18 protein-coding genes are annotated in these 19,469 nt (G+C 75.3%); 14 read left to right on the top strand and 4 right to left on the bottom strand.

All coding sequences use genetic code 11. The annotated features are described in order from the left end of the window. Positions 1–13: 13 nt before the first annotated feature. A complete protein-coding gene (locus tag ACZ4WZ_RS01560; RefSeq protein WP_467883911.1) occupies positions 14–421 on the bottom strand; it encodes an SAV_915 family protein in 408 nt (135 codons plus the stop codon). Positions 422–905: 484 nt separating this feature from the next. On the opposite strand from ACZ4WZ_RS01560, the gene ACZ4WZ_RS01555 reads away from it, so the two are divergent. From ACZ4WZ_RS01555 to ACZ4WZ_RS01525, 7 genes are all read left to right on the top strand, one after another. Continuing rightward, entirely contained in the window at positions 906–1,706 is an 801-nt protein-coding gene (locus ACZ4WZ_RS01555) for a class II aldolase/adducin family protein (protein WP_467883909.1), read from the top strand. A 105-nt stretch (positions 1,707–1,811) separates the two neighbouring features. Then, on the top strand, positions 1,812–2,813 hold the full coding sequence (locus tag ACZ4WZ_RS01550) for an ABC transporter permease (RefSeq protein ID WP_467883907.1): 1,002 nt from the start codon (positions 1,812–1,814) through the stop codon (positions 2,811–2,813). Between the two features lie 52 nt (positions 2,814–2,865). Next, positions 2,866–4,410: an FAD/NAD(P)-binding protein gene (locus ACZ4WZ_RS01545; protein WP_467883905.1), complete on the top strand. Its 1,545-nt coding sequence runs from the start codon at positions 2,866–2,868 to the stop codon at positions 4,408–4,410. Further along, positions 4,407–4,847: a tyrosinase family oxidase copper chaperone gene (locus ACZ4WZ_RS01540; RefSeq protein ID WP_467883904.1), complete on the top strand. Its 441-nt coding sequence runs from the start codon at positions 4,407–4,409 to the stop codon at positions 4,845–4,847. The genes ACZ4WZ_RS01545 and ACZ4WZ_RS01540 overlap by 4 nt, the downstream gene beginning before the upstream one ends. Before the next feature lie 28 nt (positions 4,848–4,875). Beyond that, a complete protein-coding gene (locus tag ACZ4WZ_RS01535) occupies positions 4,876–5,742 on the top strand; it encodes a tyrosinase family protein (protein WP_467883902.1) in 867 nt (288 codons plus the stop codon). Between the two features lie 56 nt (positions 5,743–5,798). Then, positions 5,799–6,260 (top strand): MoaF-related domain-containing protein, encoded by a 462-nt coding sequence (locus tag ACZ4WZ_RS01530; RefSeq protein WP_467883900.1) that lies wholly within the window; start codon positions 5,799–5,801, stop codon positions 6,258–6,260. A 71-nt stretch (positions 6,261–6,331) separates the two neighbouring features. Then, the gene (locus tag ACZ4WZ_RS01525; RefSeq protein ID WP_467883898.1) at positions 6,332–7,741 is read left to right on the top strand and encodes an amino acid permease; all 1,410 of its coding nucleotides are present in this window, start codon (positions 6,332–6,334) and stop codon (positions 7,739–7,741) included. Between the two features lie 55 nt (positions 7,742–7,796). On the opposite strand, the gene ACZ4WZ_RS01520 is transcribed toward ACZ4WZ_RS01525, so the two are convergent. After that, on the bottom strand, positions 7,797–8,663 hold the full coding sequence (locus tag ACZ4WZ_RS01520) for a helix-turn-helix transcriptional regulator (protein ID WP_467883896.1): 867 nt from the start codon (positions 8,661–8,663) through the stop codon (positions 7,797–7,799). Between the two features lie 260 nt (positions 8,664–8,923). On the opposite strand from ACZ4WZ_RS01520, the gene ACZ4WZ_RS01515 reads away from it, so the two are divergent. The 3 genes from ACZ4WZ_RS01515 to ACZ4WZ_RS01505 all read left to right on the top strand — a co-directional run bounded on the left by ACZ4WZ_RS01515 (position 8,924) and on the right by ACZ4WZ_RS01505 (position 13,482). Further along, positions 8,924–9,304, top strand: a complete 381-nt coding sequence (locus ACZ4WZ_RS01515) for an SgcJ/EcaC family oxidoreductase (RefSeq protein WP_467883895.1) — start codon at positions 8,924–8,926, stop codon at positions 9,302–9,304. A gap of 426 nt (positions 9,305–9,730) precedes the next feature. After that, positions 9,731–11,896 carry a serine/threonine-protein kinase gene (locus tag ACZ4WZ_RS01510; RefSeq protein WP_467883894.1) on the top strand — a complete coding sequence of 722 codons (2,166 nt, stop codon included), beginning with the start codon at positions 9,731–9,733 and terminating at the stop codon, positions 11,894–11,896. After that, on the top strand, positions 11,893–13,482 hold the full coding sequence (locus tag ACZ4WZ_RS01505; RefSeq protein WP_467883893.1) for a phytoene desaturase family protein: 1,590 nt from the start codon (positions 11,893–11,895) through the stop codon (positions 13,480–13,482). Before ACZ4WZ_RS01510 ends, ACZ4WZ_RS01505 begins: the two co-directional genes overlap by 4 nt. A 35-nt stretch (positions 13,483–13,517) precedes the next feature. Here the strand turns inward: ACZ4WZ_RS01505 and ACZ4WZ_RS01500 are convergent, their stop codons facing one another. Next, a complete protein-coding gene (locus ACZ4WZ_RS01500; RefSeq protein WP_467883892.1) occupies positions 13,518–14,702 on the bottom strand; it encodes an FAD-dependent monooxygenase in 1,185 nt (394 codons plus the stop codon). A gap of 78 nt (positions 14,703–14,780) precedes the next feature. Here ACZ4WZ_RS01500 and ACZ4WZ_RS01495 point away from each other — a divergent pair, with 78 nt between their 5' ends. The 4 genes from ACZ4WZ_RS01495 to ACZ4WZ_RS01480 all read left to right on the top strand — a co-directional run bounded on the left by ACZ4WZ_RS01495 (position 14,781) and on the right by ACZ4WZ_RS01480 (position 16,959). Next, on the top strand, positions 14,781–15,389 hold the full coding sequence (locus ACZ4WZ_RS01495) for a TetR/AcrR family transcriptional regulator (RefSeq protein WP_467883890.1): 609 nt from the start codon (positions 14,781–14,783) through the stop codon (positions 15,387–15,389). A 138-nt stretch (positions 15,390–15,527) separates the two neighbouring features. Beyond that, entirely contained in the window at positions 15,528–15,911 is a 384-nt protein-coding gene (locus ACZ4WZ_RS01490; protein WP_467883888.1) for a VOC family protein, read from the top strand. Further along, positions 15,908–16,585 (top strand): DinB family protein, encoded by a 678-nt coding sequence (locus ACZ4WZ_RS01485; protein ID WP_467883886.1) that lies wholly within the window; start codon positions 15,908–15,910, stop codon positions 16,583–16,585. Before ACZ4WZ_RS01490 ends, ACZ4WZ_RS01485 begins: the two co-directional genes overlap by 4 nt. A gap of 11 nt (positions 16,586–16,596) precedes the next feature. After that, entirely contained in the window at positions 16,597–16,959 is a 363-nt protein-coding gene (locus ACZ4WZ_RS01480) for a DUF4180 domain-containing protein (protein WP_467883885.1), read from the top strand. Between the two features lie 143 nt (positions 16,960–17,102). Here ACZ4WZ_RS01480 and ACZ4WZ_RS01475 read toward each other — a convergent pair whose 3' ends face one another. Next, complete coding sequence (locus ACZ4WZ_RS01475) at positions 17,103–18,896, bottom strand: serine hydrolase domain-containing protein (RefSeq protein WP_467883883.1); 1,794 nt, start codon at positions 18,894–18,896, stop codon at positions 17,103–17,105. Between the last annotated feature and the right edge of the window lie 573 nt (positions 18,897–19,469).

Genomic DNA, 19,469 nt, shown 5'->3' with positions numbered 1-19,469 from the left:
GGCACCCTCCCCTTCAGGCGGTCCGGGCGGCGGCACCCGACGCCCGGGGCGCGGGCACCGAAGGCGAAGGCGAGGGCGAGCACGCGGGCGCCGACGGAGCCGGCACCGCGGGCGTGCCGGACGGCCCCGGGGTGACCCCCGGAGCGGTCAGGACCGGGTCGACGGTGAGCGGCGTCGCCCCGAGCGGCTCGGCCAGGGCGCGCAGCGCCGGCTCCGAGAGCCGGATCCAGGGGTGCCCGGCCCCCAGCACGGCGGCGAGCCGGTCCGGCCCGGTGAAGCCGACGGCGGTACGGGCGCCCAGCGGGGTGCGGAACAGGCGTACCACCACCTCCGCGCCCCCCGGCCGGACCGGCACGTACAGCGGTCCGGCCGGGGCGCGTTCCTCCGGCTCGGGATCGTCTTCGTACGAGAACACGCACATGAGGTCTCCTCCTGGAGGAACCACGAGCGGCGGACGGACGGGCCCCGGGCAGCGGGGAGGCGTCCCGGGGCGCGCCACCGAGGCCAAGCCCGCCTCCGTCCGCGCGGGGCCACCCCCCGACGGGTCGTTGACGCCGCCCGGTCCCATCCTGACGGCCCGTTGACACCGTCCGCGCCGGTCCCGCCGGGACGCGACGGCCCCCGCGGGGTGCGGTCTGTGCCGCTATGCCCGTAATCAGGCCCGCTGCGCAAACGTGAAACGCACGCTTATGAAGCCGCGCGGAGCCTTGGGAGGCCGAAAAACCACCCCGGTGTGGGACAGGATTCAGGTGCAGGAGCTGATGCCCTCCCGAGCCGCCACACCCCAGCTGACCAGGGGTTTAGGCGCACCTTCCCCGACCCGTGGCCAGGCTTCGCCCTGCCCAGGAGCGGACGGGGGAGCGGGGGACGGACAGGCCCGAAACCGACCATCCAGGAGACCACACGTGTCCACCACCGCACACGAAGCCTTCCTCGCCGACACCCACACCGGTCTGCCCATCCCGGCGGACCCGGTCTTCGCCTCCGCCGAGGAGGAGCGCCGCCACCGCAAGCGGCGACTGGCCGCCGCCATGCGGCTGTTCGGCAAGGCGGGCTACGCCGAGGGGATCTCCGGCCACATCTCGGTCCGCGACCCCGAGGAACTCGACACCTTCTGGGTCAACCCCTTCGGCGTCTCCTTCAGCCGCGTCCGCGTGGCCGACCTGATCCGCGTCGACGCCTCGGGCCGCGTCGTCGACGGCACCGGCAAGGTCAACCCCAGTGCCTTCACCATCCACTCGAAGATCCACGAGCGGCCCGGGGCCGACGCCATCGCGCACGGCCACACCGTCCACGCCCGCGCCCTCGGCGCCCTCGAACGGCTGCTGGAGCCCTACGACCAGGAGTCCGCGGCCTTCTACCAGGACCAGGTCCTCTACGGCGACTACGACGGCCCCGCCATCCGGATCGAACACGGCCAGGACATCGCCGACCGCCTCGGCGCCAAGCGCGCCATGCTGCTGCGCCACCACGGCCTGATCACCGTGGGCGGCTCCCTGGAGGAGGCCGTCCACTGGTTCTTCACCTACGAGAGCTGCGCTCAGGTCCAGTTGCTGGCCCTCGCCGCGGGCCGCCCCGTCCCGATGTCCCACGAGCAGGCCCTGCTGGCCCGGGACGGCTTCGGCGACGAGCAGCTCGGCCGCTACAGCTTCCAGATCATGTGGGACGAGATCACGGCGGAACAGCCCGACCTGCTCGACGAGTAGCCGCCCGCGCCCCGACGCCCCGGCCCGCCCGCCCGGCCGGCCCGGCCCGCCCGCTCCGGTCCCGGCCGCCCGCCTGCCTGCCGCACCAGATCCCAGGAAGCAATCATGAGTTCGACCGCCTCACCACGCGCGGAAGCGCGCACCATCCTCGTCATCGTCGCGATCGTGCAGTTCGTCATCGGCGGCTGGTTCTCCTGGTCGGCGTCCCACGCCGCTCCCCGGGACCTGCCCGTCCTGGTCGTCTCCGCACCGGGCGCCCCCCAGAGCGCGGAGCAGCTCGCCGACCGGCTGCGCGAGGCCGCCCCCGGCGCCTACGACGTCGGGACCGCCGCCGGTGTCGAGGAGGCCGACGCCGCCCTGCGCGACCGCAAGGCGTACGGGGCCCTGCTGCCCATCGCCGGCGGACTGGAACTGCGCCTGGCCTCCGCCGCCTCGCCCGCCGTCGCCCAGACCCTGACCGGGCAGGCGCAGGAACTCGCCGGCGGCCCGGTACGCGTCACCGACGTGGTGCCCGCGGACCCCGACGACCCGCACGGCGCGGGCCTCTCCATGGGCTTCCTGCCCCTGCTGATCACCGCCGTGATCGCCGCCCTGCTCTTCGTCCTCAAGGTGCGCGCCGCCGGCGCCAAGTTCCTCGGCGTCATCGGCTTCGCCCTCGCCTCCGGACTCCTCAGCTCCCTGATGCTGACCCACCTCAGCGGGGTGGCGCCGGGCGGCTACTTCGTCAACGCCGGGATCGTGGCCCTGCTGGAGCTGGCCATGGTCTCCCTGATCACCGGGCTCGGCTCGCTGATCGGCCCGCCCGGCATAGCCGTCGGCGCCGTCCTGATGTTCGTCGTCGGCAACCCGCTCTCCGGCCTGGCCTCGGCCCCGGAGATGCTGCCCCAGCCGCTGGGCTCGATCGGCCAGTTCTTCCCGGCGGGCGCCGCCGCGACCCTGCTGCGTACCGCGGGCCCCTTCGGCGGCGCCGGCGCCGGCGGCCCGGTCCTGGTGCTCGTCGTCTGGGCGCTGATCGGCCTCGGCCTGCTCTACGCGAGCTCCCGCCGTCGCCCCGCCGCCGCCCCCACGGCCGCCGCCACCGAGCCGCAGCCCGCCTCCGCGCACTGACGGCGCCCCCGCGGGCGCCCCTCCCGCCGACTCCTCTCCACGAAGGGTGACCATGACCATCGACACGAACGACCGCCCGCCGACGCGCATCGGCCTGGTCGGCGGAGGGGCCGCGGCCGTCTGCCTGCTGGACCGGCTCTCCCGCACCCAGGGCCGCGGCCGGGGCACGATCACCGTCTTCGAACCCTCGGGCGGCCTGTGGCGCGGCCGCGCCTACCAGCACGACGCCGACACGGTCCTCGCCAACATCATCCCGGCGGAGATGAGCGCCCGCACCGGAGACCCCGACGACTTCCTGAACTGGCTGCGGGCGTCCGGACTCCCCTACGGGCAGGGCGACTACGCCGCCGACGGCTACTTCCCGCCCCGCTGGGTGTTCGGCAGCTACCTGGAACGCACCGCCGAGAACGCCGTCGGCGAGCTCTCCCTCGGCGGCTGGCCCACCGGCATCGTCCGCGACGCGGTCGTCGCGGCCCGCGAGGCGGGGGAGGAGGTGGTGCTGACCACCCGGGACGGCCGCACGCACGCCTTCGACTACGTGGTCTGCGCGGTCGGCGCCGGCCGGCCCGCCGACCACTACGAACTCGACGGCAGCCCCGGCTACTTCGGCGACCCCTACCCGCTGCGCACCACGGTCGCCGCGATACCCCCGACCGCCGACGTCACCGTCCTCGGCACCGGCCTCGCGGCCGTGGACACCGTCGTCTCCCTCGCCGCCCGCGGCCACCGGGGCCGGATCACCATGGCCTCCCGCAACGGCGCCCTGCCGGCCGTGCGGCAGCGCCCCGTCTTCCCCGAGATCCGGCACTTCACCCCCGCCGCCCTGCACACCCGCGCCGCCGGGAACCACGACGGCCGGCTCGCGCTGGACGACGTACTGGAGCTCCTGGAACGGGAACTGGCCGCACACGGCGCCGACCCCTCCGCGGTGGTCGCCGAACTGTCGTCCCTGGGCACGGAATCCCCCCTGGAGCGGCTGCGCCGCCAGTACGACCGCATCGACGAGGCCGACACCGGCATGCGGGTCATGCAGCACGCCGTCCCCGAGAGCGGCCCGGACGCCTGGACGCTGCTGCGCGCCGCCGACCAGGACTTCATCCGGGAGCACCACTACCGGGCCGTGATGAGCCTGTGCTGCCCGATGCCCCCGGCCAACGCCCGCAAGCTGCTCGAGCTCCACGAGGCGGGCGGCCTGCGCGTCCTGCGCGGCCTGTGGAACGTCAAGCCCCTGGCCGGAGCCGGCTTCCACATCGGGGCCGACGGAGGGGAGTACGAGAGCGACGTCGTCGTCAACGCCGTCAGCGCTCCCTCCCACCGGGTCCCGGCCCAGGCCCGCCCGTTCGTCGACTCGCTCGTCGAGGACGGCATCGGCGAGTACCACCCCTACGGCGGCCTGCGCATCGAACCGTCCACCAGCCGGGCCGTCGGCGCCGGCCGGCCCCACCGGCGGATGCACGCGATCGGCGACATGGGCGCCGGGACCCTCTTCTTCACCTCCGGCATGCCCTCCGTCCTCGAACGGGCCGACGACATCGTCCGGGCGGTCCTCGAGGACATCACCGCACCGGCCACCGCACCCCAGGAGCAGCGCGCATGAACACGATCACCCGCAGGGACATGATGCGGGCCGCCCTGACCACGGCCGTCGTCGTCGGCACCAGCGCCGCCGTCGCGCCGATCGTCCTGGCCGACCCCGCCCCCGCACCCGCCGGCGCACCAGCCGGGTCCGGCACCGCCGCCGCGCCGGCCCCGCCCGGCAGCTTCGACGAGGTGTACCGGGGCCGGCGCATCCAGGGCGGACCGACGGCCGTGCGCTACGCCTCCGCCCGGAGCGCCGCCGCCCCGGCCCCGGGCCCCGGCATCGAGGTCAGCATCGACGGCCGTCCGCTGCACGTCATGCGCCGCGCCGACGGCAGCTACCTGAGCCTGGTCAACCACTACCAGTCCTTCCCCACACCGCTGGAGGTGGCGCGGGCGGCGGTGGACGAGATAGGCACCGCGCAGCTCTCGACGGCCCGGCTGCACCACCACTGACGTCCGACAGAGCGAGGAACAAGCACACGTGTACACGCGCAAGAACCAGAAGGACCTGGACGCCGACGAGCGGGCGAGATTCGTGGCGGCCCTCCTGGAGGTGAAACGACGCGGCGTCTACGACGAGTTCGTCCGGCTGCACGGCCAGTACTTCGTCTCCGACGGCGAGGGCGGGCAGCGGGTGGGACACATGTCCCCCTCCTTCTTCCCCTGGCACCGCCAGTACCTGCTGGAGTTCGAACGCGCCCTCCAGCGGGTCGACCCGAAGGTGACCCTGCCCTACTGGGACTGGACCGCCGACCAGTCGCCCACCTCGGGCCTGTGGGCCGACGACTTCCTCGGCGGCAACGGCCGCCCCGGCGACCGCCGGGTCATGACCGGCCCGTTCGCCTTCGACCGGGGCGACTGGCCGGTGAACGTGGGCGTCACCGAGGAGAAGTACCTGATGCGCGACTTCGGCCGCCCCGCGGACCCGGTCGCGCTCCCGACGCCCGCCGAACTCGCCCGGGCCGTCGACGACCCGGTGTACGACTCCGCCCCCTGGGACTCCACCTCCACCACCGCGGGCTTCCGCAACAAGCTGGAGGGCTGGACCGTCGGGGAGAAGGAGGGCTGGCACAACCACAACCGGGTCCACCTGTGGGTCGGCGGCCAGATGACCGGCGGGACCTCCCCCAACGACCCCGTCTTCTGGCTCCACCACACCTTCATCGACCTCGTCTGGGCCCGCTGGCAGCGCAAGCACCCCGGATCCGGCTACGAGCCGCGCCGGCCCCTGCCCGCCACCGACCCCCAGCACGGCCGGGTCATCAGCCTCGACGAGCCCATGTCCCCGTGGCGGGTGCGGCCCTCCGAGCTGCTCGACCACACCCGCTTCTACCAGTACGCGCAGTGACGCGCCCCGCGCGCCCGCTGCCCACCCCCCGTCACCACCACAGAGAAGGAACCGTCATGCGCCTGCGCACCACCGTCCCGGCCCTCGCCGCCACCGCCCTGATCGCCCTCGCCGCGGCCCCGTCCGCCCAGGCGGCGGCCCCGGCCCCGGCCGCGGCCCTCGCCGCCCCCGCCGCACGGCCGGCCGCCGCCGTCCCCGCATTCGCGGGCCACACGTACGTCCTCACCCTCGACAACGGCGCCGTCCTGCGCAACTCCTACTCCGCCGACGGCACGACCCTCGACTGGACCGCCCTGGAAGGCCCGATGGCCGGCCGCGGCGGCCAGGAGCGGCTCTCCGTCCGCCAGGTGGGCGAGGGCCTCTACTTCGTCAACTGGGTCGAGGCCTCCGGCATGACCGTCAGCCACGTGATGGACCTCGGCCGCTCCACCGTCAGCGTCTACTGGACGTACGCCACCCCCGACGGCGGCCGCGCCGGCGAGCTGCACACCGCGACGCTCGAGCGCGTCTCTTCTTGACCGACACCGTGACGCGGGGCCGGCGCCACGGACGCCGGCCCCGCCCACGTCCGTACCCGGGGGAACCGCACATGCCCGCTCCACTCACCCAGACACCCCGGCCGCCCGCGGCGCGGGCCCCGGCCGACGGGGAGCTCGCCGGCGCCCTGCGCCCACGCCACCTGACCATGCTGGCCCTCGGCGGGGTCATCGGCGCCGGGCTGTTCGTCGGCTCCGGAGCCGGCCTGCGGGTCGCGGGCCCGGCCATCATCCTGTCGTACGCGCTCGCCGCCGCCCTGGCCCTGCTGGTCATGCGGATGCTCGGCGAGATGGCCGCGGCCATGCCGGCCAGCGGCTCGTTCTCCGTCTACGCCGACCGCGCCCTGGGCCGGTGGGCCGGCTTCACCGCGGGCTGGCTGTACTGGGCCGTGACCGTCATCGCGATCGCCATCGAGCTGATCGCCGCCGCGACCATCCTGCACCAGTGGGTCCCGGCCGTACCGCAGTGGGCGATCGCCCTCGCGGCGCTGGCCGTCTTCACCCAGTCCAACATGCTCTCGGTCTCCTCCTTCGGGGAGGCCGAATTCTGGTTCGCGGGAATCAAGGTGGCCGCCATCATCGCCTTCCTCGCCCTCGGCGTGGCCGCCCTGTGCGGCGCCGTGCCCGGGGTCGAGTCACCCGGCATGACCAATCTGACCGGCCGCGGCGGCTTCCTGCCCCAAGGCTGGGACAGCGTCGTCGCAGGCCTGCTGACCGTGGTGTTCGCCTTCGGCGGCATGGAGGTCATCACCATGGCCGCCGCCGAGTCCGGCGACCCCGCCCGCTCCGTCACCAAGGCGGTCGGCAGCGCCATCTGGCGGATCAGCCTCTTCTACCTCGGCTCGATCGCCGTGATCGTCACCCTGCTGCCGTGGGACGCGGCCACGCCCGGCCGCAGCCCCTACGTCGCGGTCCTCGACCGGCTCGGCATCCCGGGCGCCGGGCGGCTGATCGAGGTCGTCGTGCTCATCGCCCTGCTGTCCGCGATGAACGCCAACCTGTACGGCGCCTCGCGCATGGCGCACTCGCTCGCCGCCCGGGGCGAGGCCCCGCGCGTCCTGCTGCGCACCTCCGCCCGGGGCGCGCCCCGCGCGGCCGTCGCGGCGTCGGCGGCCTTCGGCTTCGTCGCGGTCGCCCTCGACCACCGCTGGCCGGAACGGATCCTGCCGTTCCTGGCGAAGGCCATGGGCGGCTCCATGCTCTACATGTGGCTGACCGTGGCCGCCGCCCACCTGGTGCTGCGCCGCCGGCTGGAGCGGGACTCCCCGCACCTGCTGGTGGTGCGGACGCGCGGCTTCCCGTACCTGTCCTGGCTCGCGGCGGCCGGCATCGTGGCCGTGCTCGTGCTGATGGCCCTCGACCCCGGGGCGCGCGGCCAGCTGGGCTGGTCGACGCTGCTGGTCCTGGTGCTGCTGGCGGCAGCCGGCGTACGGGCGCTGCGCGCGCGCCGCGCCCGGCGCTGAGGGGCGGGCCCGGCCGGGGTGCCCGGCCGGGCCCTCAGGTGCTCGACGGGTGGGATCAGGCCGAGAGGGGGGCGCAGTCCGGCTCGGCGCGCTCGTCCACGGGCAGCAGCCCGCTGGTGGCGATGAGGTAGCCGAGCTGGGCCCGGCTGCGGCTCTGCAGGGTGGCGGCGATCCGGCTCACGTGGGCGGCGACGGTCCGCCGGCTGGTGCCGAGCCGGCGGGCGATCGCCTCGTCCGTGTGACCGGCCACCAACAGGCGCATCACGGCCCGCTGGATCTCGTCGGCGATGTCGGGTTCCACGGTGCGCGAGGCACCCGGGTCGATGGTCGAACCCCGTTCCCAGGCCTCCTCGAAGACCCGCACGAGGAAGGAGACGATGGAGGGCTGCCTGATCTCCAGCACCGAGGTCCGGCCCTCGCCGGGGCCCGGGACGTAGGCGACGGCCCGGTCGATGACGATCAGCCGGTCGAAGACGTGGTCGAGGGTGCGGACCTCGCACCCGGCCTCGGTGAGCCGTTCGATGTGGCGCAGCGTTGCCGCGTGGGTCCGGGCCGCGTGCGGGTACAGGGTGCGGTGCCGTACGGCACCGCGTACGTGGTCGAGTTCGTCCAGGTCGTACGAGACGCGCGAGCCCCCCGGCTGCACCGTCATGAGCTCCTCCCGGCACTCGCGGACCGCGTGCGCCAGCGTGGAGTGGACGACCTTCTCCCCGTCGATCGCGGTGGCCCAGCCGGTGTGCTCGCGTTTGGCGGCGGTGTAGATCGCGGCCACCGGTACGAAGCTCCCGGCGATGGCGTGCGCGTCCAGCCGCTGCCGCTCCAGCGACTGCTCGATGGGGCGGACGAGTTCGGCCTTGGCGACGTCCGGCGCCACGGGCACGAGGACGGTCGGGTCGTCCGGCGGAGCGACGAGCAGCCCCATCCGCAGGAGACAGGCGGGTGCGCCGTCCCTGGGCGTGCATCCCTTCACGACGGCCTGGCGGTAGACGGTCAGGCCCTCACCGCATACGCCGCCCCCTGTGTCCGCGGAGCGGTCACGTTCACAACATTCCCCCGGGTACTGCCTTGCATGATCCTGCATGGCCTCATTATGCACTTCGAAAAGTAGCCGGTATCGGTACGTAGGCTGCCAACATGGTGTCTTAATAAGTTATTGACCATGGAACCGGAGGTAACGGGCGTTTGTCGAACCGTTTTGGGGTACTCGCCGACATCCTGGAGGAGTGGCGCGCGGCCTTCGGGGAGCGCCGCGTCGACGACATCGTGGCCCTCTTCGCCGAGGACGCCCTCTTCCAGGGCCTGTCCCCCCGGCTGCTGAACGGCCGGGCGGAGATACGGACCTACTACGAGAACGTCCCGCCCGGCACCACCGCCACCGTGGAGGTCCTGCACTCCCGCCCCGTCGCCGCCGAGGCGCTCGGCGGGTTCGCCACCGTCACCTTCCGGACGCCCACCCCCGAGGAACCGGCCGGGACCCCGCTCACCGTCCGCCTCTCCGTCCTCGCCCAGCACACCGGAGACGGCTGGCGGATCCGCCAGTACCACGTCTCGCGGCTGACCTGAGGCACGCCCGGGTGGGCTTCCCGGAGCAAGGGCGCCGTACACCCGCCCCGCCGCCGGGCCGGCGCCCGTGCCGCCGGGGAACTCCCGTGCGCCGCCCCGGCCCGCGGACCTCGGCCCTGGCCGAAATCCGCTGGGGCGCCCGCCCGTTGGCCCCGCCCACGGATCCCTGCCCCACCGGGCGCACCAGCCGTACGGACACCCCGCACCGGCCCCGCGCGCGGTCACCCGCCGCCTGCGCCCCACGCGCCGCGTGCTGCGCAGCATTCCCGCAGGTCCGCCCCGGCGGCTGCCTCCAGGTCACATCTTGAGAGCGATGCGCCGACTCGGCCCCGGCACCCGCCCCTCCGCGTACACACTGCGAACATCAGCGGCCATACTGGACCGGCCGGGGAGGGCGCGGCACGACGACGGGGGCGGCTTTAAGACATGGCGGAGTCCAGACTGATCCAGGGCCGGTACCGGTCACTCGATCTGATCGGGCGCGGCGGCATGGGCGAGGTGTGGCGTGCCCGCGACGAGTCGCTCGGCCGGCAGGTCGCGGTGAAGTGCCTCAAGCCCCTCGGCCCGGAACAGGACGCCCACTTCACCCAGGTCCTGCGCGAGCGCTTCCGCCGCGAGGCGCGCGTCGCCGCCTCGCTCCAGCACCGGGGCGTCACCGTCGTCCACGACTTCGGCGACGACAGCGCCTCCGGCGGCCCCCTCTACCTGGTCATGGAACTCCTCGAGGGACGCAACCTCAGCCAGCTCATGGAGGAGAACGAGGCGCGCCCGCTCCCCGTCGACGTGGTCCTCGACATCGCCGAGCAGATGGCCGCCGCCCTCGGCTACACCCACGACCAGGGCGTCGTCCACCGCGACCTCAAGCCCGCCAACATCATGCGGCTCACCGACGGCACGGTGAAGATCTGCGACTTCGGCATCGCCCGCCTGGCACACGACATCGGCTTCACCGCCAAGCTCACCGGCGGCGGCATGGCCATGGGCACCCCGCACTACATGTCGCCCGAACAGATCGCGGGCGGCGAGGTCGACCACCGCAGCGACCTCTACTCCCTCGGCTGCGTCCTCTACGAGATCGCCACCGGAGCCCCGCCCTTCGACCTCGGCGACTCCTGGTCCGTACTGGTCGGCCACCGCGACACCGCGCCCGTACCGCTGCGCGACCACCGCCCCGAACTGCCCGGCTACTTCGAGCGGCTCGTGCTGGAGCTGCTGGCCAAGCGTCCCGAGGACCGGCCCGGCGACGCCCGCCACCTGCACCGGCGCCTGGTCGAGTCCCGCTTCGGCCCCGGCGGGCGGCCCGCCGCCCAGCCCCCGCTGCCCGCCTGGGCGGCGGGGATGACCGCCGGGCGCAAGGCCGGAGTGGACGCCCGCCCCGCCAGCGGGGAGTGGGCCCTGCTCACCGGCTCCTGGACGGCGGCCCGCTCCGCCGCGACCGGATCCGGTGCCGTTTCCGCGAGTTCCGGCTCGGCCTCCGGTTCGGGTTCCGCAGGTTCTGGCTCTGCCTCCGGTTCCGGTTCCGGTTCCGCTCTCGGGACGGCCGAGCACCGCATCAGCCGGCCCGCCCCCGCCGAGGACCCCCGGCTCACCGCCGCGTACGGGCTGGCGCTGCGCACTCCGGCCGCCGGAGAGCCCGACGCGCTCGCCGCCGGCCACACCCGCGCCTTCGCCCTCAGCCGCGCAGGCCGGCCCGAGGAGGCCCTCGCCGTGTACGCCGCCGTGGCCCAGGGCCGGGCCCGGGTGCTCGGCCCCGACCACCCCGAGACCCTCGCCGCCCGCCAGGAGGAGGCGTACGAACTGGGCCGCCTCGGCCGCCACGGAGAGGCCTACGAGATGTACCGCGCGGTGCTGGCCGCCCGCGTCCGCGCCACGGGCCCGCTCCACCCCGACACGCTGCGCTGCCGCCACAGCCTGGCCTGCGCCCTGAGCGCCCTCGGCCGGCACGCCGAGGCCCACGTGGCCGCCGCCGAGGTGGCGGCCGACCGCGCCGCCGTGCTCGGAGCCGAGCACGCGGAGACCCTGCAGAGCCGCTACGAGGCCGCGTACGCCCTCGGCCGGCTCGGCCGCTGGCAGGAGGCCCTGACCGGGTTCCGCCAGGTCGCCGCCGCCCGGGAACGCGTACTCGGCCGGGACCACCCCGACGCCCTCGCCGCCCGCTACGAGACCGGCATCGCCCTGGGCCGCACCGGCCGCGCCGCCGAGGCCCTCGACCTGTTCCGCTCCCTGGTCCGCGACCGCACCCGGGCCTACGGCGCCGCCGACCCGGAGACCCTGCGCGCCCGCCACGTCCTCGGGGTCAACCTGGGCCGCCTCGAACGCTGGGAGGAGGCAGTCGCCGAGGCCCGCGAGGTCGGCGCGGCGCGCGCCAGGGTCCTCGGCGCGGAACACCCGGACACCCTGGTCAGCCGCCGGGAACTCGCCGTCGGCCTGGGGCGGCTCGGCCGCTGGGACGAGGCGCTGCCCATCTACCGGGACCTGTCCGGCATCCGCGAACGCTCCCTCGGCGACGAGCACCCCGACACGGTCCTCGCCCACGCCGACGAGGCGCACTGTCTGGAGCGGCTCGGCCAGGTGTGCTACCAAGAGCCATGACCGCCAACTCAGGTTCCCGGGGCTTCGCGCAGGACGTGTACGACGCGGTGATCGTGGGAGGCGGCCACAACGGCCTCGTCGCCGCCGCCTACCTGGCCCGCGCCGGCCGCTCGGTACTGGTCCTCGAACGGCTCGACCGCACCGGCGGGGCGGCCGTCTCCACCCGCCCCTTCGCCGGGGTCGACGCCCGGCTCTCGCGCTACTCCTACCTGGTCTCGCTGCTCCCCGCGAAGATCGTCCGGGACCTGGGGCTGCGGTTCGCGGTACGGCGGCGCACGGTCTCCTCGTACACGCCCTTCGAGCGCGACGGCCGCCCCGGCGGGCTCCTCGTCGGCGGCGGCGAGGCCCGCACCCGGGAGTCCTTCGCGAAGCTCACCGGCTCGGACCGGGAGTACGAGGCGTGGCGGGCCTTCTACGGGACCACCGGCCGGATCGCCCGCAAGGTCTTCCCCACCCTCACCGAACCGCTGCCCACCCGTGCGCAGCTGCGGGCCCGGATCGACGACGAGGCGGCCTGGCGGATGCTGTTCGAGGAGCCGCTCGGGCGGGCGCTCGAGGAACGCTTCGCCGACGACCTGGTCCGGGGCGTGGTCCTCACCGACGGCCTGATCGGCACCTTCGCCGACGCCGACGACCCGTCACTCGTACAGAACCGCTGCTTCCTCTACCACGTGATCGGGGGCGGGACCGGCGACTGGGACGTGCCCGTCGGCGGCATGGGAGCCCTCACCGACGCGCTGGCCGCGGCCGCCCGGGCGGGCGGCGCGCGGATCGCCACCGGCCACGAGGTCCTGCGCATCCACACCGACGGCACCGCCCCGGCCGAGGTCGTCTTCCGCACGGCGACGGGCGAGGGCACGGTCGTGGCGCGCACCGTGCTGGTCAACGCCTCCCCCCGGGCGCTGGCCGAACTCCTCGGCGAGGCCCCCGGCACCGCCGCCCCGGCCCCCGAGGGCGCCCAGCTCAAGGTCAACATGCTGCTGAGCCGGCTGCCCCGGCTGCGCGACACCTCGGTGGACCCCCGCGAGGCCTTCGGCGGCACCTTCCACGTCGCGGAGGGCTACGAGCAGCTCAGGCGCGCCCACGGCGAGGCGGCGGGAGGGGAACTGCCGTCCGTACCGCCCTCGGAGCTCTACTGCCATTCGCTGGCCGACCCCTCGATCCTCGGGCCGGAGCTCGCCGGCCAGGGCTACCAGACGCTCACGCTCTTCGGCCTGCACACCCCGGCCCGGCTCTTCGAGAAGGACAACCGGCAGGCCCGCGAGGTGCTGCTGACCGCCACTCTGGCCCAGTTGGACGCCCACCTGGCCGAGCCGCTCACCGACTGCCTGGCCTTCGACGGCGACGGGCGCCCCTGCATCGAGGCCAAGACCCCGCAGGACCTGGAGCGCGAACTGCGGCTGCCGGGCGGGCACATCTTCCACCGGGACCTGTCCTGGCCGTACGGGGACGAGGCGGAGACGGGGCGCTGGGGCGTGGAGACCGCCCACGGCAACGTCCTGCTGTGCGGTGCCGGGGCGGTCCGCGGCGGCGGCGTGAGCGGGATCCCGGGCCACAACGCGGCGATGGCGGTACTGGGCCGCTGAGCCGCTTCGCGTCGGGCGGAGCCCGGGGGCGGTCTTCATTCCGGGTGGGCCGGGTGGGCCGGGTGGGCGGGGAGGGCCGGGAGGGCGAAACCGTCGAACAGGTCGTCCAGCGCGCGCCGCGCGGCGCTCGCCGGGGCGGCCCGGAGGGCGAGGTCGCGCGCTGCCACCGCCAGCGGATGGGTGAGGGCGGCCACCCGGCCCATCCGGCGGGCCCGGATCCGGATGGCGTCGGTGCGGGCGAGCCTGGCCCGGGTGTAGGCGGCCAGGGCGGCCGGCACGTCAGGGCCGCCCAGCAGGTGGGCGAGGACGACGGCGTCCTCGACGGCCTGGCAGCCGCCCTGGCCGAGGTTGGGGGTCATGGCGTGTGCGGCGTCGCCGATCCAGGCGGTGCGGCCGTCGTGGAGCCGGGGGAGCGGCGCGGCCAGGTCGTACAGGTCGTGCTGGAGCACCGCCTCCGGGTCGATCCGCGCCAGCAGGGCGGGTATCGGATCGTGCCAGGTGCCGAAGCGCCGCAGCAGTTCGGTGCGGACGTCCGCGGGCCGGTACCCCTCGGGGACGACGGCGGTGGCGTACAGGTAGACCCGCCCGTCGGCGAGCGGGACCGTCCCGAAGCGTTCGCCCCGGCCCCAGGTCTCGGCCGCTTCGGCCGCCGGCCCGGACGGCAGCACGGTCCGCCAGGCGGTCTCCCCGGCGTAGTGCAGGCCCGGGTGGTCCGGGAAGCGGCGCCGGCGCAGCGGGCTGTGGATGCCGTCGGCGGCGACCACGGCGTCGGCGGTGAGGTCCCCGGCGGCGGTACGGACCACCGCGCGGCCGCCGTCCCCGTCCACGGCGGTGACCCCGGCCCCGTACACCAGGGTGCCCCCGGGCAGCGCCCGCGCCAGCGCGGCGGTGAGCGCGGTGCGGTGGACGGCGAGCGGGGGCCGGCCGTAGCGGGCGGCCAGTGCGGCGGTGTCGGCGCGGCTGAGCCGGGCGCCGCCGGGGCGGCGCACGCCCAGGGAGGCCGGGACGGCGCGGCCCGCCGCGCGGGTGGCGTCGAAGCCGATGGCGTCGTAGGCGCGCAGGGCGTTGGGGGCGAGGACGATCCCCGCGCCGACGGCCGCCGGTGCGGCCGCCCGTTCGCAGACGGTGACCCGCCACCCCTGGCGGTGCAGGGCGAGGGCGGCGGTGAGACCGCCGATCCCGGCACCGGCGACGACGGCGTGGCGCGGGGTTTCGGGCATGGCACGGCCTCCTGCCTTGACGGCTCCTCTACATCCGTAGAGGGCTCGACCGTCACTCTACAGCTGTAGAGTGACGGCATGTCCACCCCGGAGAGCCCGCCCCCCGCCGCCGACCGCCGGACGCTGATCGCGGACACGGCCATCGCCCTCGTCGCCGCCGGAGGACTGCGCGGCCTGACGCACCGGGCCGTCGACGGCGCCGCCGCCCTTCCGGCCGGCAGTACCTCGTACTACTTCCGCACCCGGACCGCGCTCATCGGCGCCTGCTACCGGCGCCTCGCCGAGCTGGACCTCGCCGACCTCGACGGCGCCGGCCCGCCGCAGGCCCCGCAGGACCGGGACGCCGCCGCGCGGCTGTTCGGGGCACTGCTGCACCAGTGGCTGACGCGGGGACGCGAACGGCAGCTGGCACGCTTCGAGCTCAGCCTGGAGACCGCCCGGAACCCGGAACTGGAACCGGCCCTCCGCCAGGCGGGCCTCGCCGCCCGCGCCCGCGCCGCCGCCGTCCTCGCGGCCCTCGGCGCACCCCGGCCGGGGGAGTCCGCCGAACTCCTGGCCGCCTGGACCGACGGCCTGCTCTACGACCGGCTCGCAGGCGCCCTCGCCCACGCCCGCCCGGCACCGGACCCGGCCGAACTGACCACCGTCGCCCGCCGGATGATCGACGCCGCACTCGCTGCGGCCTGAGGGCCGTCCCGTGATCCGCGGTGGGTCGGCGCCCGGCGTCGGACGCGGTGCACCGCGAGGCGGAGGGCCGTGCGGCGAGGTGCCGTGGCCGGCGCCGCGCGCCCGCCGGGGATCACGGACAGCCCTTAGGATCCCGACATGATCGCCGAACTGCAGTGCGTGGTGCTGGACTGTCCGCAACCGCTCGAACTCGCCCGATTCTACGGCGAGTTGCTCGGAGGGGAGGTCAACCGGCCCGACCGGCGCTGGACCCTGGACGAGCACTGGGCCACGCTCCACACCCCGTCCGGAGCCGTCCTCGCCTTCCAGCAGGTCACCGACCACCGGCCGCCGCGGTGGCCCGACCCCGCCCACCCCCAGCAGGCCCACCTGGACCTCGCCGTCGCCGACCTCGACCGCGCCCAGGAACGGGTCCTCGCCCTCGGCGCCACCCTCCTCGACGACACCCCCGACGCCCGGGGCTGGCGCGTCTACGCCGACCCCGCCGGACACCCCTTCTGCCTGATCCGGGAGGGCCAGTGAGCGTGCCCCGGCTGGCCCCGCTCATACGGCAGTTCACGTTCGCGTCCACGCGCCTGTCCGGCCGCCTGGCGGGTCCGGTGATGGACAGCGGCGACGGTACGGACACCCGGGTGGTGCCCATGACCGACGAGGAGTACCTCTGGGAGCCGGTGGCCGACTGCTGGTCGGTCCGACGGCGCACGGACGGTCCGGGGCCGCGCGCGACGCTCCTGGCCGGTGCCCGCACGGGCGAGTGGGGCCGTGACGCGGCCTCCTACCCGCACCCCTGGCCGCCGCCCTTCACGACCCTCGCCTGGCGACTGAGCCACCTGACGGAGATGCTGACCCTGCGCGCCGACCACACGGCCGGCACCCGCCGCCTCACCCGCGACGACCACCCCGTCACCGGCGACGCGGCCGGGGCCGTGGCCGCGTTCGCGACCGCCGCCGACGCCTGGCACACGGCGCTGCTGAGCGTCGACGAGGCCGCGCTCGACACCGTCGGGTACTGCACCTACCCGCACGGCAGCGACGCCGAGGAGCCGTTCGTCGACATCGTGTGGTGGGTCAACCAGGAAGTCCTCCACCACGGCGCCGAGATCGCCCTGCTCCGCGACCTCTACCGCGCCCGCCGCTCCCCGAACGGCGGCCGGGGGGCCGAAAACGCCTCGCCCGCACCCGGGACCAGCGCCTAGCCTCGGTCCGCATGAGCACCTTGAGCACCATCCACGACGTGCCCGTTCTGCTGTGCGACCCGGAGGGCGGGCGGATCGGCGGCGAACGGGACGTCCTGGACCTGGTGGGCAACGCCGCCTGGCAGGGCGCCCGGTGGGTCGTCGTCCCGGCCGGACGGTTCGACGAGGCGTTCTTCCGGCTGAGCACCCGGATCGCCGGTGACATCGTCCAGAAGTTCGTCACCTACCGAGTGGGCCTCGTCGTCCTCGGCGACATCTCCCGCCACACCGACGACAGCACGGCCCTGCGGGACTTCGTCCGCGAATGCAACCGGGGCGGCCAGACCTGGTTCCTCACCGACCTGGAAGAGCTGCGGGAGCGGCTCAAGAGCTAGGCCCGTCGCCGAAGTCGCGGTGGGCCCGTCGTCGGAGTTCCCGCCCTGTCCGCGACGCCCGGCACCGCGCCTCGGACGCCACTCCCGTCCCGCCCGGCGGGCCTCCGTAGGCCGCCACCCGCCACCCGGCCCCGCGAGGTCCGTCAGTCCGCCGAACGGGTCCAGCCCAACGCCTCGATGCGGGACGCGTCCGCCGGGAGGTCCTCCGAGAAGAGGAGCCCGGCCGGTTCGGCGACCCGCAGGACGTCCACGTACACCCCGCGCCCCACGTAGCGGCCGGTCGAGGCGTGGCGGAAACGGATGCGGACCTCGCGGCCGGCGGTCCAGGCGGGCAGGGGGGCTTCGAGGCGGTGCCAGACGCGGCCCGACCAGCCCCCGGCCGAGCCGGCCGGCCACTCTTCGGGAGCGCCGCCCGTGGTGCGGACCGTGCTGAAGGGGAGCGGCTCCCAGGCGGCCCCGTCGGGGGAGACCTCCAGGTGGAAGGCCCCCGCGCCGGGCACCGTGTCCCACCACACCGCGCAGCGCAGGCGGGCCCGTGCCGTTGTGGGGGTCAGCGGGGGCAGGGTGAGGGTGCCCGAGCCGCCGGCCTCCATGCCTGAGAACCAGGCGGGGCCGCCGTGCTTCGTACGGACCGGCACGGCCCGGGCGAAGCGGTTGCCGGTCGCGACGCGGGGCGCGCTGCCGGCCCGCCAGGTCCGCACGGGGTGGACGGAGTTGCCGAGCAGGATCAGGAAGGAGTCGGTGGAGGGGTCCAGGACGAGGGAGGTGCCGGTGAAGCCGGTGTGCCCGGCGGAGTGCGGGGTGGCCAGGGCCCCCATGTACCAGTGCTGGTAGAGCTCGAAGCCGAGGCCGTGGTCGTCGCCGGGGAAGGCGGTGTTGTAGTCGGTGAAGAGCAGTTCGACGGAGGCGGGGCGCAGGATGCGCCTGCCCGCGTAGACCCCGCCGTCGAGCAGGGCGCGGGAGAGGACCGCGAGGTCCCAGGCGGTGCCGAAGACACCGGCGTGGCCGGCGACCCCGCCGAGGGCGTACGCGTTCTCGTCGTGGACCTGCCCCCACACCAGCCCCCGGTCCAGGCCCGACCAGGGCGGGCGCTGCACCTCGGTGGCGGCGGTGACCCGGCGCCAGGACAGGGGTGGGTTGTAGCGAGTGCGGTGCATCCCGAGCGGAGCGGTGATCTCGTCGTGGAGCAGGACATCCAAAGTGCGGCCGGTGATCCGTTCCAGGAGCAGGTGGAGCGCGATCAGGTTGAGGTCGGAGTAGCGGTACACCGTCCCGGGGGTTTCCTGCGGCCGCACCGACCACAGCAGGCGCAGCTGTCCCTCGCGGGTGGACTCCTGGTAGAAGGGCGCCCACGAGCGCAGCCCCGAGGTGTGGGTGAGGAGCTGTCGGACCGTCACGGCCTCCTTCCCGCCCCCCGTGAACTCCGGCAGGTACCGGTCCACCCGGGCCTCCAGCTCCAGGCGGCCCCGCTCGATCTGCTGCACGGCCAGGATCGAGGTGAACAGCTTGCTCAGGGAGGCCAGGTCGAAGACGGTGTCCTCGGTCATCGCGATCCGCTCGGCCGCCGGGAACTCCACCGGCCGGTCGGTGCGGCCGTCGTAGTCCGCGTACCGCACCGCGTCCCCCATCGCCCGGTGCAGGGCGATGGTCCGGCCGCGTCCCGCGAGCACCACGGCCCCGGCGTAGTACGGGTGCTCGGGGGAGGGGCCCAGGAAGCGCCCCGCCTCCTCCGCGACCCCCTCCAGGTGCCGCTCCAGCAGCCCGGCCTGCCGCGCCGATCCGTAGCGCAGCCGCAGGCCCTGGAGGGCGCGCCGCTCGGCCGCGCCGCCCGCCGCCCCGGCCGGTGACCCCGGCAGCGCCGCGTGCAGGACCAGCACCCCGCCGAGCGCCAGCAGCCGCGCCCCGAGGCGCCGCCGACTCGGCCCCGGACCGGGCACGCCCCCCACCCATGGCCCGGCCCCGGCTCGGATGCCGTGCCCGGCCCCGGCCCCGACGCCGTGTCCGGGTCCGATGACGGTTCGGGCTTCGAGGCCGGCCCCGGCCGTGGGCCCGGCCCCGGCCCCGGTCTCGACGCCGTGCCGGGCTCCGAGGTCGCTCCCGGCCCTGGCCCCTGCTCCTGCTTCGGCCCTGGCCCCGGTTCCGCGCCCGACCCCGGTTCCGCGCCCGACCCCGGTTCCGCGTCCGTGCTCCGGCCCGCCGTCGTCCCGCGGCCCGCGTGGCGCCTCCGCTCCCGCCCCCGTGATTCCCACCATGATCGGCCTCCTGTCGGCTCCGAACCGTCCGCTGCCCGCCGAGTGTTGCCCGCCCGCCGTCCTGCGCCCGCTCCGCGGCCCGCCCGTCCGCGGCCCGGTACCGCCACGTGTCCCGTGCCCCCGGGCCCCGGCCGCTCGGCGCGGGCCCGGGGTCCGTTCAGCCTGCCGCCCCGGGCGCTCCGCACGCTACTGGGTATCTGCCCGCCCGCCGGGGACCCTCCGCACGGGCCCGCCCGCAAGAATCTGACACAGCATCAG

It is taken from the genome of Streptomyces sp. NPDC029122, from assembly GCF_055569445.1.
This window is presented reverse-complemented; position numbering and strand designations above follow the sequence as displayed.